The organism is Exiguobacterium sp. USCH10 (assembly GCF_037619445.1).
Classification (GTDB): domain Bacteria; phylum Bacillota; class Bacilli; order Exiguobacteriales; family Exiguobacteriaceae; genus Exiguobacterium; species Exiguobacterium aestuarii_A.
The window spans coordinates 1-12,674 of the sequence record NZ_JAQPZO010000006.1; the positions used below are offsets into that span (position 1 = coordinate 1).

Genomic DNA, 12,674 nt, shown 5'->3' on the forward strand with positions numbered 1-12,674 from the left:
GTTCCTCCTTTTGATGACGGGCGAACTTGGTGTTTACCTTCTTCTTTCCCCGTTTGTAAGGGTTCGAAGTATGTATCGGGCTTTTTCTTCGGCCATCGAGGCCTCAGAAAAAGACAAATGGCCGCCAAAGGTGGCGACCATTCGTGTGACTCGTCCCACGGCGCCCCGACTCCTGCAGGAAAGCAATCCGAAGGAGACCCAGCAGCGACCTGAGTCGCGATGCGGCTCCGGGATTGCCTGCGGAAAGCGTGGGCGCCGGAAGGACGAGTTCGAACATCTTATTTGTCAACAAGCTGACCATCGATTTTTCGATGGTCTGACTTGTTAGTTCGCGAGCGGATGTTTCAAAAGATAGTCTTCGATTTGATCAATCGTTTCTTTCAACACGCCGTCTGCGAATGGCGATTTGAGACCAGCCAGTTCAACGAGCTCGAGGAACGAGCGGCTTCCGCCTGCCTGACAGAGTGTGAGGTAATCGCTCCAAGCCGCTTCACGGTCTTCATGCATGCGCACCCAGAACTGGAACGCACACACTTGCGCAAGCGTGTAGTCGATATAGTAGAACGGACTTTGGAAGATATGCCCTTGTTGGTGCCACCATGCACCTGATTCGAGATAGTCGTTCGTCTCATAGTCACGGTGCGGAAGGTACACCTTCTCCAAATCACGCCATGCCTGACGACGCTCGGCAGCTGTCATGTCCGGATTGCGGTACACGACGTGTTGGAACTCATCGACGAGCACGCCGTACGGAAGGAACGTCATGCTGCCAGCCAAATGGTTGAACTTGTACTTGTCGACTTGGTCGCCGAAGAAGAGTTCCATCCATGGCCAACAGAAGAACTCCATTGACATCGAATGAATCTCGCACGCCTCATATGTCGGGAAAGCGTATTCCGGAGTCGTCAAATGGCGGCTCTCGTACACTTGGAAGGCGTGACCGACTTCGTGTGTGAGGACGTCGATGTCTCCGGCTGTCCCGTTGAAGTTCGAGAAGATGAACGGGAGACCTTCTGACGGCAAGTACGTGCAATATCCGCCGCCAGCTTTACCTGGTTTCGCCGTCAAATCGAGGGCGCCGCGTTCTTGCATGTATTGGAAGAATTCGTCTGTCTCGTTCGAGAGTTCCTGATACATCTTGTTGCCGCCTTCGATGATGAACGACTCATCCCCTTGAGGTGTCGCATTACCGTCCGGGAAGACGAATGACTCGTCGTAATAGTAAAGATGATCGACACCGATTCGTTTCGCCTGCTTCTCTTTTAACGCAGAAGCGAGCGGGACGATGACGTCGCGGACTTGTTTGCGGAAGTTATCGACCATCGACTCGTCATATCCGACGCGTTGCATGCGAGCATAGCCGAGTTCAACGAAAGACGGGAAGCCAAGTGCGTGTGCGATTTCTGTACGCACGCGTACGAGTTCTCCGTAAATCCGGTCGAGCTCGTCACCGTTGTCAGAAAGGTATGTATAGCGGGCAACGGATGCGGCTTTACGGACATCACGGTCAGGTGACTGAAGGTATGGACCGAACTGTGACAAGTTGAGCGTTTTGCCGTCAAATTCGATTTGCGCAGCAGACATGACCTTTTGATAAGCCGTCGCGAGGCGGTTCTCTTCCTGCAATTTCGGGATGAGCGACTCCTCGAATGTCTCGAGTGCACGCTCGGCGAGAGAGAATAACTGGCTACCCCATTCCGCTTCGAGTTCAGAACGAAGCTCGTGGTTCGTCAAGACGCGGTAGTATGCTTGAATCTCTTTCTCATAGACCGGTAGTGCATCGTCGAAGAAAGATTGTTCTTCCTCATAAAAAGCGTCGCGTGTGTCGACCGAGTGTCGGATCGCGACGAGTTGACTTTGTGTCTCAAAGTCGTTCCGTTCCTTGTTGATTTGACGAATGAGTTCATTCGCTTCCTCTAGTGTGCTCGCTTGCTGTAATTCGGCAGAATAGTCCGACAATCTGCTGTTCAAAGCGTCCAAGTCGGGCCGTTCATATGACAATTTTGTGAAAGTCGTCATTGTAAGCGCCTCCATCGTGTGAAATTTTTATAAAGTGTAAAAAGGGCTTGCAAAAGCGATTGCACACTCGTATTCTTACGATGTGTAAAACGATTTCGCACTACCTTATATCTACTATACCGTTAATAAGGTAGGGATTGAAGTTTTAGCTTTTCGGGTATAAAAGTGAAGACTTCGATTCAATAGAACATGTTGGAGGGATTAAGCTATGGGATTCTTTAAAAAACTATTTGGTGGTAAAGAAGAACAACTCAACGCGGTTTCACCGCTTACAGGAAAGGTCGTCGACATCACGAACGTACCGGACCAAGTATTCTCACAAAAAATGATGGGTGACGGAATTGCGATCGAGCCGACTGAAGGCAAAGTCGTTTCACCAGTTAGCGGAACAATCGCAACGGTATTCCCGACGAAACACGCGATCGGCATTAACGCAGACAACGGTGCAGAGTACTTGATCCACATCGGTTTGGATACGGTAAACCTTAAAGGTGAAGGCTTCGAGACACACGTCACAGAAGGTCAGTCTGTCAAAGCAGGCGACCCGCTCGTCACGTTCGACCTCGACTTCATCAAAGCGAACGCTCCATCTACAATCACTCCGATCATCATCACGAACCATGACAGCTTTGGCGTGAACAAACTTGTCGCAGAAGGCGACACGGTGACAGCTGGATCTTCAGAAGTCGTCGAATTGACGAAGAAATAAGAGAACGATTCATGACTCGGGAGCCTACGCTTCCGAGTATTTTTTTGTGAATTCGGGAATTATAATGAAGAGAGGGAAGGGGGAAATGAGATGGATGGTAAAAATGCACCATATCGGGGATACGGAGACCGGATTCGAATCTTGCGAGAGCGGGCTGGATTATCGATTGAGACGCTTGCGGAACAAATCGGCGTCGCCCCATATTTTATTCGACGTACGGAACTGAGTGAGGTCTATCCGACGATGCCTTACATAGAGGCGCTCGCAGAAGCTCTGCGCATCGATTCCAATTATTTGGCGCGTCACATTTGGACGGGAGAGTCGCTCAAAGTGTTGATGCGAGGGAAAGTACCCGAAATTGAACAGATGAAGCTCGCCTATGAAGAAGCGATGCACGGAAAGTCCGTCGAGGAGATGCAGCGACAACTCGAGGAGCGGATGCGCATCTTCGACCTGATGCACGAAGAAGAATTACAACGAATCTTTGAAGAGGACGAAGAGCCGACGTCGCACCATGCGCTCGAAGCACTCGTCGACGCCGTCCTTGACCTCGGACGTTCCCATGATTCAAATCCAAATCGTCACATCGTCCCGTTCGCTCGTTACGTGGAACGACTCGTCCCCGATCAGTTCGCGGACAACTCGTTCCAGTATGCAGAGTACAGCGTCGTGGACAAATCATATAAATTACAATGAGTGAGACAGGTATGAATCTAAAAAAATGACCAGGAGAATCATTCTCCTGGTCATTTTCATTGATCAGCGCATCGGACGCGCTTCGTAGCGTACTTTCGGACGTGTGCCGGCAAGTAAAAAGCCGAGCACGATATTCAAGATTGTGAGCACCCATCCGACATACCCGAACGTGTAAGCGAGACTCGCCAGCACCGTTTGCCAGTCGAGCAGAGCTGCTGCGTCGCCGCGGAATGTGAAGCGGATGACGGTGAAGCCAATGAGTGTCGTTGCAGTAATCATGATGCCGATCCATGCGCCACCGAAGCGAGACGTTTGTGGACGTCTGCTGACCGGATACCAAAACGCGAGCGTTCCGATAAACGTACTACCTGCATACGCAAGCAGGATTTGCCATAACGCATCCGCGTCTAAGAAGACGGTGTAACAGATGAACGTCGTGAGCGTCGTCATAAACGTAAAGATTAAGGCCGCGAGTAATCGTGATCGCATAGTTCGTTTTCCTCCTCATTTTGCACATTCTTTAGAGTAAACGAAAACGAATTTGCTGTAAACGTTATTGGCGGTTTTGTAATATTTGTCGCCATTGTTTAATGGCGTTCGTTCCATAGAACAAGACACCGCCACGGTAGAATTTCGAGCCAATCCAAAGCGTCACGCCAATCGTTCCGATGAGTAAGCCGATTGAGAGGGCGACTTCCCACACGGCCACATCGACGAGCATGACCCGAAGGAACATGAGCATCGGGGCGAAGAATGGGACGAACGAGAGAATCGTCACGATGGTCGCGTCTGGATTGTTCAAGCCGAACATCGCCACTAAGAATGCTGCGACGAGAAGCATGATGACCGGCATGACCATCTGTTGGGATTCTTCGACGCGGCTGACGAGTGAGCCGAGGACGGCGAAGAGTGATGCGTACAACAAGTAGCCGAGTAGGAAGAAGACGAGTAAGTAGATGACAGCTCGCGCATTCCCGGCGTTTTCGATGACGGTCGTCGCTAACTCACTGCCGCTCGCGCTGACATAACCAAACCCGAGGAAGATCCCGATCTGAATGAGGGCGAGCGTTCCGATGGCGGACACCTTGGCGAGCATGTGCGTCACCGGATGCGTCGTCGAGATGATCAATTCCATGACACGCGACGACTTCTCGGTCGTCACTTCTGTCGAAATCATCGATCCGTACGTGATGATCGAGATGTAAAGGAGCATCAACATGACATAGACGAGTGCCGAAGACGAGAGCAACTCATCTGAGTTCTCACCGCCGCGCCCGAGATACGATTCATCGAGCTGAATCGGTTCACTGAGGGCCGTGATGACGGCCGGGTCAACATCGGCTGATTCGATCAATTCCGCATTACGCAATTGCTGAAGCGACGTTTGCAAGATGGTCGTGAATTCCTGCTCTGGGCGTTCCGAGATGACACGTGCGTCGTAACCGTCGACAAAAGCAACGACTCCGTATTCGCCGTCATTGATTCCGGCGCGTGCCTCTTCTTCGGTGATGTCACTCGTGGCAACGTCTTCATAGCCGAGCGACTGCATCGTATCGACGAGCGCTGTGTTTTCCGTTACGACGAGGGCGCTCGCTTGTTCTGAATCCTCGAACGAGGACATGATGCGGTCGATGTTCGTAAATCCGAAGATGAATAGAATCGTCAACGCCGTCGAGATGACGAACGCTTTCGAACGGATCCTCGACTTGAGGGTGAATGCATAGAGCGGTCCAAAGTTATGAAACATGCTGTCCGACCTCCTTGATAAAGATGTCATTGAGCGATACCGGTTGACGCATGAACGTCTTGACGTTCGCCTGATGGCGGACGAGTGTCGATAGGACGACGTCGCTATCTTCAAATGAATGTAGACGTACTAAATGGCCGGACTTATACGGCTCGATTGTCTCGATGACCGGGAGTGATTCGAGCACGTGAATCTGGTCCGTCTCGATGAAGAGAGCTGGCTCGGCGTAACGCGATTTGATGGAGGGTACGTCACCACTGACGACGGCACGTCCACCTTTCAAAATGCCGACATGTTGACAGAGCTCTTCGACATGTTCCATCCGGTGACTCGAGAAGACGATGGTCGTTCCGGCGTCACGCAAAGCGAGCACCTCGCGTTTAAGGATTTCGACGTTGACCGGGTCGAGTCCACTGAACGGCTCATCTAAGATGACGAGCTCGGGGTTGTGGAGCAGCGCTGCCACGAGTTGGATTTTCTGCTGATTCCCTTTTGACAGTTGCTCGACGCGCATCGTCTCATACTGAGGAATCTCTAGCCGTTCGAGCCATGATTTGACCGCACGTTTGGCATCGCTTGAACGCATGCCTTTCAAACTGGCTAAAAAGACGAGTTGTTCACGAACTTGCGACTTCGGGTATAGTCCTCGTTCCTCGGGTAAGTATCCGACAATCCGATGGTCGACCGCTTTGCCGTTCCATGTGATGCTTCCATCGGTCGGTTTCAAAATGTCGAGGATCATCCGGAACGTCGTCGTCTTGCCGGCACCGTTCGCTCCGAGAAGACCAAACATCTCTCCTTGTGGCACGCGGAACGTGAGGTCGTCGACAGCGGAGAAGTCACCGAATTCTTTGGTGACTCGTTCAATCTGTAATGCCATGTTCTTATACCTCCTTAGAATGTCTCTCTTCTTATCGTACGCCACCGTGAGCAAAAAGTTTCACTTTTTCTAGCAAATGATTTATCTTGAAATCAAGATAATAAAGGAGGATGACAATGAATACGCAGTCTACAGGCATCCATCACATCTCATCGATGGTACAAGACCCGCAACGTACGCTTGATTTCTATGGACAAGTACTCGGTCTTCGTTTCGTGAAGCAGACCGTCAATTTTGATGACCCGGGTACGTATCATCTCTATTTCGGGGATGAGGTCGGCACACCGGGAACCGTCATCACCTTCTTTCCAATCCCTGGGTTAGGGAAAGGACAGGTCGGGAGCGGTCAAGTCGGCGTGACGACATATCTCGTGCCGGCAGGAAGTTTACCGTTCTGGGAAGAAAGACTACAACAGCATGGAATTGCGACCGTCGCCACGGAACGGTTCGAGGAGCCGTCACTTCTGTTTGAAGACCCGGACGGACTCGTCGTCGAACTCGTCGCTCGACCGACGACGAAACAGACGCGCTGGGTCATCCCAGGCGTCACGAAGGATGAGGCGATCGTCGGATTCGCGGGCGCGACATTATTATCAAAAGCACCAGACGAAACCGTACGCTTGTTGACGGAACTGTTTGGATTTGAACGAGTCGGAGAAGACGAGGAATGGGTACGGCTGAAAGGGGCGGCTGACTATGGGAACGTCATCGACGTCAAAAAGACGATTCTTCCGAACGGTGTGCCCGGAACGGGGACGGTCCACCATATCGCTTGGCGGGTCGCGGACGGTGAACACTATCCGACGTGGCAAGACGCCATCTTTGACCTTGGATTGAGACCGACCGAAGTGAAAGAACGAAACTATTTCCGCTCGGTTTATTTCCACGATGCCGGACGGATCTTGCACGAACTCGCGACAGACGTACCTGGGTTCACCGTGGACGAATCCATCGACACGCTCGGTGAGACGTTACGCCTACCACCATGGCTTGAAGCGGACCGTGACAAGATTGTCCGCACGCTACCAACGATTACAATCCCGAAAGGAGAACGGATATGATTCATCAATTCATTCAAGGAACGAAAGAGACGACGCTCGTCTTATTGCACGGAACAGGGGGGAGCGAGCAAGACTTGATCCCGCTCGCAAAAGAGTTATCACCGGAATCGAACGTCCTGACGCTACGAGGGGATGTCCTTGAGAATGGGATGACCCGCTTCTTCCGTCGTCACGCGGAAGGCGTGCTCGACCTCGAAGATTTAAAGAAACAGACGGAGCGCTTCCTTCAGTTTTTAGATGATGCGGCAGCGGAATATGACATCAAACGCGACAAGATGATCCCAATCGGATATTCGAACGGGGCGAACTTGATTGGTTCGGCACTATACCGTCAACCAGCATTCGCCGCTTCACTCTTGTTCCATCCGATGGTCCCGGACCGTTCGCTCACATTGCCTGACTTGTCAGGTACGAACGTATTCATCTCGGCAGGAGAGCGCGACCCGATTTGTCCGAAAGCAGAAACAGAAGAGCTGACATCGACACTCCGGAATGCCGGAGCGGACGTCGAGCTCTTCTATCATACGGGTGGGCATGAAGTGCGCATGGAAGAAGTCGAGGCGGCACGGACATGGATCGCCGCTCACCTCGACTAATTCGTTCAAGCCATTTTTTTCGGTTTGTTCGGACGAGAATAGACGACGAGGACACCTCGGTCAATCAAATAGGCGGCGAATAAACGTTTCGCTTCCTCAGCATGCACGGTTCGGTCGATTTGGATATACAATCGGCCGAGCTTTTTTTGTGAGGTTCGCGTGAGCAACCAGATCGAGTCGAGCGTATACTGCCAGCTCTGAAGCGTGTCGCCACCGATGTATAAGTACCGGTTTTGGGTGCGCTCGAGCAGATAGTTGAGCCACCAGACGTCACGGACCAATTTGGCGCACACACCGAGCGCGAACGTGAGACCGAGGAAGGCCATACTAGACAACACAGGATGAATGGCAGAGAACCCGTTACGGACCGACTCAAAGGCAACCATCAGTAGCCCGACGGAAAAGCTGCTGATTAACCACCAGAATCCGAAGTTAGAGAATGAACGTTTCGGGTCGTGCACCATATGATGTCGATTCCGGATGATCGAAGCCATTCTCTCCACCTCCTTTATTAGAATATTCTGAATATTTAGTAACACTACTATACTATACTGTACCCAATCCCGTCTATTTGAATACGCCCACAACGTGCTGAATCGTGAGGATTTTTTGACGTTTCGGCTTGCAATACGCGAATTATGGGAATGATGACAGTGAAGACATGAAAATTTTGTTGAAACGTAATTTCACTTGGCGAGGGAATCGATTATGATAGGTGAGGGATTTTTCCATCTGACCTTCCATGCAGTCCGTGTGCGAATTGAACGTGAAAACATGAAGGTCAGCTTCATCGCAATCATCATAAAGAACTAGAGGGAATGTTATGAGAAATTATTGGTATGACAATATTAAGGGAGTACTCGTCTTACTCGTCGTGTTCGGTCACTTGTTGACGGACGTCCGCGGCGCTTATGACGACATTCTTCCGAAGTGGGTGTATTTGTTCCTGTACACCTTCCATATGCCGTTATTCATTATGCTAAGCGGTTACTTCTATCGGGAGAACCGTTATTTACGTGTGATCCAGTTGTTCGTCGTCTACGTCATTTGGCAAGTCATTCTCGGGTCATGGTTCGCCTTCACAGAAGGCATCCCGATTTTCTCGCTGGAGAATCCGGGGCTGAATCTGTTGAAACCGTATTGGGCACTCTGGTATTTGATGGCGATCATTTTCTGGTACATCATCACCCCGTACGTGACGCAGCTGAAAGGGTATGTGCTATACGCGCTTCTATTTGCGCTCCTGTTCGGATTCCAGGCGGAGGCGACCGGCTATTTCGCGTTACGCAAAGTAATCATGTTCTATCCGTTCTTCTTGATTGGGAACTGGATGTCTGAACGGAACACACTCAACTTCTTTGAATTGCCGAAACGAGCCGAACAACGGAACCGCTACCGGATTGGTGGAGCGATCGTCTTTGTCACCTTGACGATTGGCCTGTTGATTTCCATGCGCGTCCAACAAGATGACACGTTCTATCATATCGGAAACTTGTTCAAGTTCCGCTTCGCTTATGATACGGCGGTGCCGGAGGCGATGTGGAGCGGACCGTTCGCTTTCTTGATCGTCTATACGGTGTCACTTCTCATGTCGATCAGTTTCGCGCTCATCATTCCGGGACGAAAACTACCGGTCTTTTCGAGAGCTGGACGATATAGCTTGTATGTCTATCTCGTTCACGTCTTCTTCGTCGTCGCTTGGAAGGCATTCGTGCCGGCTGGATTCATGCCGACGTCGTGGATGCAATTGCTCGTCTTGTTCGGTGTCGCATTCGTGATGGTACTCGTGATTATCAGTCCGCCGATGGTCCGTCTCTTACGTCCGCTCGTCGAGATTGACGTGAGGCGCGTACAAAATACGAAGGGTGTGAAAGGGTAAAGTCTTTTCTAAACGCTTCATTTCCGCTACACTTTATAAAGAGGAAACGAAACTAGAGTTAAGGAAGTGACCCTATGCCATACGAAAATGGAATGCACAGCACAGAAGGTGACGTGAACGTCTCACGTCACGTCGTAGAAATGATCGCCGCAGTCGCGGTCAAAGAAACGAAACACGTATCGTTCACGCAAGAAGACACGAAATTGTCAGAGCGTGCGCTCATGAAGCATGTGAAAGTCGATGAGTCAGAAGAAGGCATCACGATCAACTTGTCACTTTATATCGCATATGGGCAGTCAATCATCAAAACGGTGACGGCGGTTCAAGAGCGAATCACGCAAGATATGGATACGATGCTTGCGATGACACCGCGTTCGGTGAACGTGAAAGTCGTAGGGATCCAACTGTAAATGAGAGAGGAGAGCAGAGAGCTCTTCTCTTTTTTTGATTTTTGCGAAAACGGTTGCATCAAGATAACGTTTTCATTTATAATAGAAATCGAACAAGTGCAACCGTTTGCATCATTGACCAAACGTGCGACGGGTACTTGTCAAGTTCCCTAAATGTAGTCTGACGACACAAGCATTTGAAGGAAAGGCGGAAAGCATGTATGTCAACGATTGAAGCAGTGATTTTCGATTTGGACGGTGTCATCACTGACACGGCAGAGTACCATTACCTCGCTTGGAAGCAGCTCGGTGAAGAGCTCGGAATTCCATTTGACCGCGAATTCAACGAAACGCTCAAAGGGGTGAGTCGGACTGAATCGCTCGAGCGGATCCTTACGCTCGGCGGAAAACAGAACGACTTCACGCCGGAAGAGAAAGAAGAACTCGCTCAAAAGAAAAACGAGCATTACGTTGAACTCATTCAACATATCTCATCTGACGATCTTCTTCCTGGTATCGTTTCATTCCTGGATGAAATCAAAGAGGCGGGACTTAAAATCGGAATGGCGTCTGCTTCAAAGAACGCATTTGCGGTTGTTGACGCACTAGGTGTCCGTCATTACTTCGACCATATTGTCGATGCAGCAACTGTCGCCCAGTCAAAACCACACCCCGAAGTGTTTTTGAAAGCCGCTTCTGCCCTTGGCGTGAAACCCGAACTCGCCATCGGCGTTGAAGACGCGGCTGCCGGCGTAACTGCAATCAAAGCGGCAAACATGTTTGCTGTCGCCGTCGGGGAAGAATCGATGCTTGGTCATGCAGACCTCATCGTCGCTTCTACCGACGAACTTTCACTCGATCGCATCCTCGAACGCGCTCGCGTGTAATGGACTACAATCATCTTCCGTGAGACGGCGACTGCCCCGAACAGTCGCCGTCTTTTTATAGTCCAAAAGTCCCGAATAGACAATATTGCCCAAAAAGAGATGACAAGTACATTACAAATCCGTTACACTTTTATAGAAGATATCAAGGGATTATTAGGAATTACTGATTTAAAATAGGGAATTCCTAAAATTAATTGGATGTAGAAGGGGATTTGTGTATGGAATCTACGAATGTGAATGAACACATTTATCGAGAATTGATGGAAATCGAAGAATCGTATCGTCAATTGCAACGACGTGCGGAATATTTGATTGCAGAATTGAGTCGAGATAAAGAAGAGATAGACTCAACGGCTGATGTATCAAAACGCCTACGTCCACGTCGTGTAAATCAGCGTTATCCGCTCGAAGTATATGTTCATCAAGTGACGGATCTTTTGAAAGAGCGTCAGACGATGAGCGTACGTGATATCCAAATGGAACTCGAACTTCGTTACCGCCATCACATTAGCAACATTTACCAATTGATGGTGAAGATTGAAGGGGTCAACCCAGAGATCAAAAAGATTGGCCGCGGCCTCTATACATATGAACCAGCAGAAGAAGTAGCCGTGACATTTTCATAAGCTTGAGCCGATGGGGAACGCCCCATCGGCTTTTTGTTGTAAACGGACTGATAACAACTCATCGATTCAAAATATGATATAATTCGCCAGAGTCTATTTTTTTGAGAGAGGAACTGTCGGCCCATGCTATGGATTGCCATGTTGGTCAGTTTTGTAATGGCCATCTTGATTACACCGCTCGTTCGTCGATTCGCATTCTTTATCGGTGCAGTCGATCATCCGAACGCACGAAAAGTACATTTACGGACGATGCCACGAATCGGTGGTCTGGCGATCTTTATCGCCTTCTTCATCGGCTATGCGCTGCTGCTCCCGACGAGTCGTTATAATGACGCCATCTTGATCGGGGCCGTCGTGATTCTCCTGACCGGACTGATTGATGACCGTTTCCAGCTCTCTGCCCGTGTGAAGTTGATGGGGCAGATGATTGCGACGGTCGTCGTCTTGAACTCTGGGATGCGCATCGAGCTCGTCAATCTCCCGTTTGATCAGCAACTGTACCTCGGGTCATGGAGTATCCCGGTCACGGTTCTCTGGTTGATTGGAATCACGAACGCGATCAACTTGATTGACGGACTCGACGGGCTCGCCGCGGGTGTCTCGAGTATTGCCCTCGGAACGATTGCCGTCTTGGCAATCATTCAAGGGAACGTCTATTTGACGATGATGGCTTTATTGTTACTTGCGAGTACGCTCGGCTTTCTCGTCCACAACTTTTACCCGGCGAAGATTTTCATGGGGGACACAGGAGCGCTGTTTCTCGGCTATATGCTCGCCGTGTTCTCACTAATCGGTTTTAAAAACGTGACGTTGTTTTCTCTCGTCGTCCCGGTCCTCTTGCTCGGGTTGCCGATCTCGGATACGATTTTCGCGATCGTTCGTCGGCTCGTCCAAGGTCGACCGCCGATGTCACCCGACAAGTCGCATATGCACCACCAGTTGATCGACATGGGCTTCACGACGCGCCAAGCGGTCTTGCTCATGTATGGGATGACGCTATTCTTCGGCATCTCATCGATCTTGTTTGCGAAGACGACAATGCTCGGTGCTGTCATCACGTTCATCGTGGTCCTGATCGTCATCGAATTGATTGTCGAATCGACAGAACTCATTCATCCGAACTATAAACCCATCATCCGAACGTCCCGTCGACTCCTCGGTCGACCAAGGACATAAACAAACGGC

Annotated in this window: 14 protein-coding genes and 1 pseudogene; 10 read left to right on the forward strand and 5 right to left on the reverse strand. The window is 50.3% G+C overall.

What is annotated here, in order from left to right; all coding sequences use genetic code 11:
• A pseudogene (locus PQI28_RS10305) lies at positions 1–328 on the forward strand (hypothetical protein); the annotation flags it as partial.
• Here PQI28_RS10305 and PQI28_RS10310 read toward each other — a convergent pair.
• Positions 325–2,019 carry a M3 family oligoendopeptidase gene (locus PQI28_RS10310; protein ID WP_214693742.1) on the reverse strand — a complete coding sequence of 565 codons (1,695 nt, stop codon included), beginning with the start codon at positions 2,017–2,019 and terminating at the stop codon, positions 325–327. The pseudogene PQI28_RS10305 and the gene PQI28_RS10310 overlap by 4 nt on opposite strands.
• Positions 2,020–2,227: 208 nt before the next feature.
• Here PQI28_RS10310 and PQI28_RS10315 point away from each other — a divergent pair, with 208 nt between their 5' ends.
• Positions 2,228–2,728: a PTS sugar transporter subunit IIA gene (locus tag PQI28_RS10315; protein WP_012727005.1), complete on the forward strand. Its 501-nt coding sequence runs from the start codon at positions 2,228–2,230 to the stop codon at positions 2,726–2,728.
• Positions 2,729–2,818: 90 nt separating this feature from the next.
• Positions 2,819–3,424 (forward strand): helix-turn-helix domain-containing protein, encoded by a 606-nt coding sequence (locus tag PQI28_RS10320; protein ID WP_214785947.1) that lies wholly within the window; start codon positions 2,819–2,821, stop codon positions 3,422–3,424.
• A gap of 63 nt (positions 3,425–3,487) precedes the next feature.
• Here the strand turns inward: PQI28_RS10320 and PQI28_RS10325 are convergent, their stop codons facing one another.
• From PQI28_RS10325 to PQI28_RS10335, 3 genes are all read right to left on the reverse strand, one after another.
• On the reverse strand, positions 3,488–3,913 hold the full coding sequence (locus PQI28_RS10325) for a hypothetical protein (protein ID WP_214693732.1): 426 nt from the start codon (positions 3,911–3,913) through the stop codon (positions 3,488–3,490).
• A gap of 64 nt (positions 3,914–3,977) precedes the next feature.
• Positions 3,978–5,171, reverse strand: coding sequence for an ABC transporter permease (locus PQI28_RS10330; protein ID WP_339963232.1), 1,194 nt, complete (start codon positions 5,169–5,171; stop codon positions 3,978–3,980).
• Complete coding sequence (locus PQI28_RS10335; RefSeq protein WP_339963233.1) at positions 5,161–6,051, reverse strand: ABC transporter ATP-binding protein; 891 nt, start codon at positions 6,049–6,051, stop codon at positions 5,161–5,163. The genes PQI28_RS10330 and PQI28_RS10335 overlap by 11 nt, the downstream gene beginning before the upstream one ends.
• A gap of 116 nt (positions 6,052–6,167) precedes the next feature.
• Between PQI28_RS10335 and PQI28_RS10340 the strand changes: the two genes are divergently transcribed.
• Positions 6,168–7,112 carry a ring-cleaving dioxygenase gene (locus tag PQI28_RS10340; protein WP_339963235.1) on the forward strand — a complete coding sequence of 315 codons (945 nt, stop codon included), beginning with the start codon at positions 6,168–6,170 and terminating at the stop codon, positions 7,110–7,112.
• Positions 7,109–7,708: an alpha/beta hydrolase gene (locus PQI28_RS10345; protein ID WP_074033791.1), complete on the forward strand. Its 600-nt coding sequence runs from the start codon at positions 7,109–7,111 to the stop codon at positions 7,706–7,708. Before PQI28_RS10340 ends, PQI28_RS10345 begins: the two co-directional genes overlap by 4 nt.
• Positions 7,709–7,713: 5 nt before the next feature.
• Here the strand turns inward: PQI28_RS10345 and PQI28_RS10350 are convergent, their stop codons facing one another.
• The gene (locus PQI28_RS10350; protein ID WP_214693723.1) at positions 7,714–8,202 is read right to left on the reverse strand and encodes a hypothetical protein; all 489 of its coding nucleotides are present in this window, start codon (positions 8,200–8,202) and stop codon (positions 7,714–7,716) included.
• Positions 8,203–8,531: 329 nt separating this feature from the next.
• On the opposite strand from PQI28_RS10350, the gene PQI28_RS10355 reads away from it, so the two are divergent.
• The 5 genes from PQI28_RS10355 to PQI28_RS10375 all read left to right on the forward strand — a co-directional run bounded on the left by PQI28_RS10355 (position 8,532) and on the right by PQI28_RS10375 (position 12,665).
• Complete coding sequence (locus PQI28_RS10355; protein ID WP_339963236.1) at positions 8,532–9,587, forward strand: acyltransferase family protein; 1,056 nt, start codon at positions 8,532–8,534, stop codon at positions 9,585–9,587.
• 74 nt (positions 9,588–9,661) lie between these two features.
• Positions 9,662–9,997: an Asp23/Gls24 family envelope stress response protein gene (locus tag PQI28_RS10360; protein ID WP_074033784.1), complete on the forward strand. Its 336-nt coding sequence runs from the start codon at positions 9,662–9,664 to the stop codon at positions 9,995–9,997.
• Positions 9,998–10,197: 200 nt separating this feature from the next.
• On the forward strand, positions 10,198–10,863 hold the full coding sequence (gene pgmB, locus PQI28_RS10365) for a beta-phosphoglucomutase (protein WP_074033782.1): 666 nt from the start codon (positions 10,198–10,200) through the stop codon (positions 10,861–10,863).
• A 218-nt stretch (positions 10,864–11,081) separates the two neighbouring features.
• Entirely contained in the window at positions 11,082–11,489 is a 408-nt protein-coding gene (locus tag PQI28_RS10370; protein ID WP_339963237.1) for a Rok-like winged helix domain-containing protein, read from the forward strand.
• Between the two features lie 123 nt (positions 11,490–11,612).
• Positions 11,613–12,665, forward strand: coding sequence for a glycosyltransferase family 4 protein (locus PQI28_RS10375; protein ID WP_337874922.1), 1,053 nt, complete (start codon positions 11,613–11,615; stop codon positions 12,663–12,665).
• The last annotated feature ends 9 nt before the right edge of the window (positions 12,666–12,674 follow it).

What these genes read in the sequence shown, in the direction of transcription:
- PQI28_RS10320 (WP_214785947.1), top strand. Translation starts at nt 2,819, where the DNA reads ATGGATGGTAAAAATGCACCATATCGGGGATACGGAGACCGGATTCGA.
- PQI28_RS10360 (WP_074033784.1), top strand. Translation starts at nt 9,662, where the DNA reads ATGCCATACGAAAATGGAATGCACAGCACAGAAGGTGACGTGAACGTC.
- PQI28_RS10375 (WP_337874922.1), top strand. Translation starts at nt 11,613, where the DNA reads ATGCTATGGATTGCCATGTTGGTCAGTTTTGTAATGGCCATCTTGATT.
- PQI28_RS10355 (WP_339963236.1), top strand. Translation starts at nt 8,532, where the DNA reads ATGAGAAATTATTGGTATGACAATATTAAGGGAGTACTCGTCTTACTC.
- PQI28_RS10325 (WP_214693732.1), bottom strand. Translation starts at nt 3,913, where the DNA reads ATGCGATCACGATTACTCGCGGCCTTAATCTTTACGTTTATGACGACG.
- PQI28_RS10345 (WP_074033791.1), top strand. Translation starts at nt 7,109, where the DNA reads ATGATTCATCAATTCATTCAAGGAACGAAAGAGACGACGCTCGTCTTA.
- PQI28_RS10310 (WP_214693742.1), bottom strand. Translation starts at nt 2,019, where the DNA reads ATGACGACTTTCACAAAATTGTCATATGAACGGCCCGACTTGGACGCT.
- PQI28_RS10335 (WP_339963233.1), bottom strand. Translation starts at nt 6,051, where the DNA reads ATGGCATTACAGATTGAACGAGTCACCAAAGAATTCGGTGACTTCTCC.
- PQI28_RS10315 (WP_012727005.1), top strand. Translation starts at nt 2,228, where the DNA reads ATGGGATTCTTTAAAAAACTATTTGGTGGTAAAGAAGAACAACTCAAC.
- PQI28_RS10340 (WP_339963235.1), top strand. Translation starts at nt 6,168, where the DNA reads ATGAATACGCAGTCTACAGGCATCCATCACATCTCATCGATGGTACAA.
- pgmB (WP_074033782.1), top strand. Translation starts at nt 10,198, where the DNA reads ATGTCAACGATTGAAGCAGTGATTTTCGATTTGGACGGTGTCATCACT.
- PQI28_RS10370 (WP_339963237.1), top strand. Translation starts at nt 11,082, where the DNA reads ATGGAATCTACGAATGTGAATGAACACATTTATCGAGAATTGATGGAA.
- PQI28_RS10330 (WP_339963232.1), bottom strand. Translation starts at nt 5,171, where the DNA reads ATGTTTCATAACTTTGGACCGCTCTATGCATTCACCCTCAAGTCGAGG.
- PQI28_RS10350 (WP_214693723.1), bottom strand. Translation starts at nt 8,202, where the DNA reads ATGGCTTCGATCATCCGGAATCGACATCATATGGTGCACGACCCGAAA.